This is a genomic window from Luteimonas flava, assembly GCF_036584485.1.
GTDB lineage: Bacteria > Pseudomonadota > Gammaproteobacteria > Xanthomonadales > Xanthomonadaceae > Luteimonas > Luteimonas flava.
The window spans coordinates 1-358 of record NZ_JAZHBM010000041.1 but is presented as its reverse complement, the minus strand read 5'-3'; the positions used below and the strand labels follow the sequence as shown (position 1 = coordinate 358).

The following is a 358-nucleotide window of genomic DNA, read 5'->3' as shown; positions in this document are numbered from 1 at the left end:
AGGGGGTGGCGCCAGCGAAGTCACAATATAGGAGCAAGTCGCTGATTCCGAGTCGGCATAGTTTACGGTAATGGACTACGACGGTATCTGATCATCTTCGATCCCCACACTCTCGTTCTTGATTAATGAAAGCATTCTTGAGAAATGCCTTCGCAGAAGTTCGTCTTGCGACGGTCTGAGTATTTCACCACTAGCGTCGCAATACGTATCTCCCCGATGGCTCCTATTGATCCCGATAGGCGCGAGATCTGAACAGGGGTGGCGCCGAAGGCCCGAGGGCTATCGAGCGCCAAGGTCCTGAGCAGATACATCGGCCTGCATTGCCCATTCAGGTCATCAAAACCAACAAAAAGGTGAC

General features: G+C 52.2%; 1 rRNA gene. It reads right to left on the bottom strand.

Features of this window, described 5'->3' with window-relative positions:
* Nucleotides 1–358 (bottom strand): 16S ribosomal RNA (locus V3391_RS17600); the annotation flags it as partial.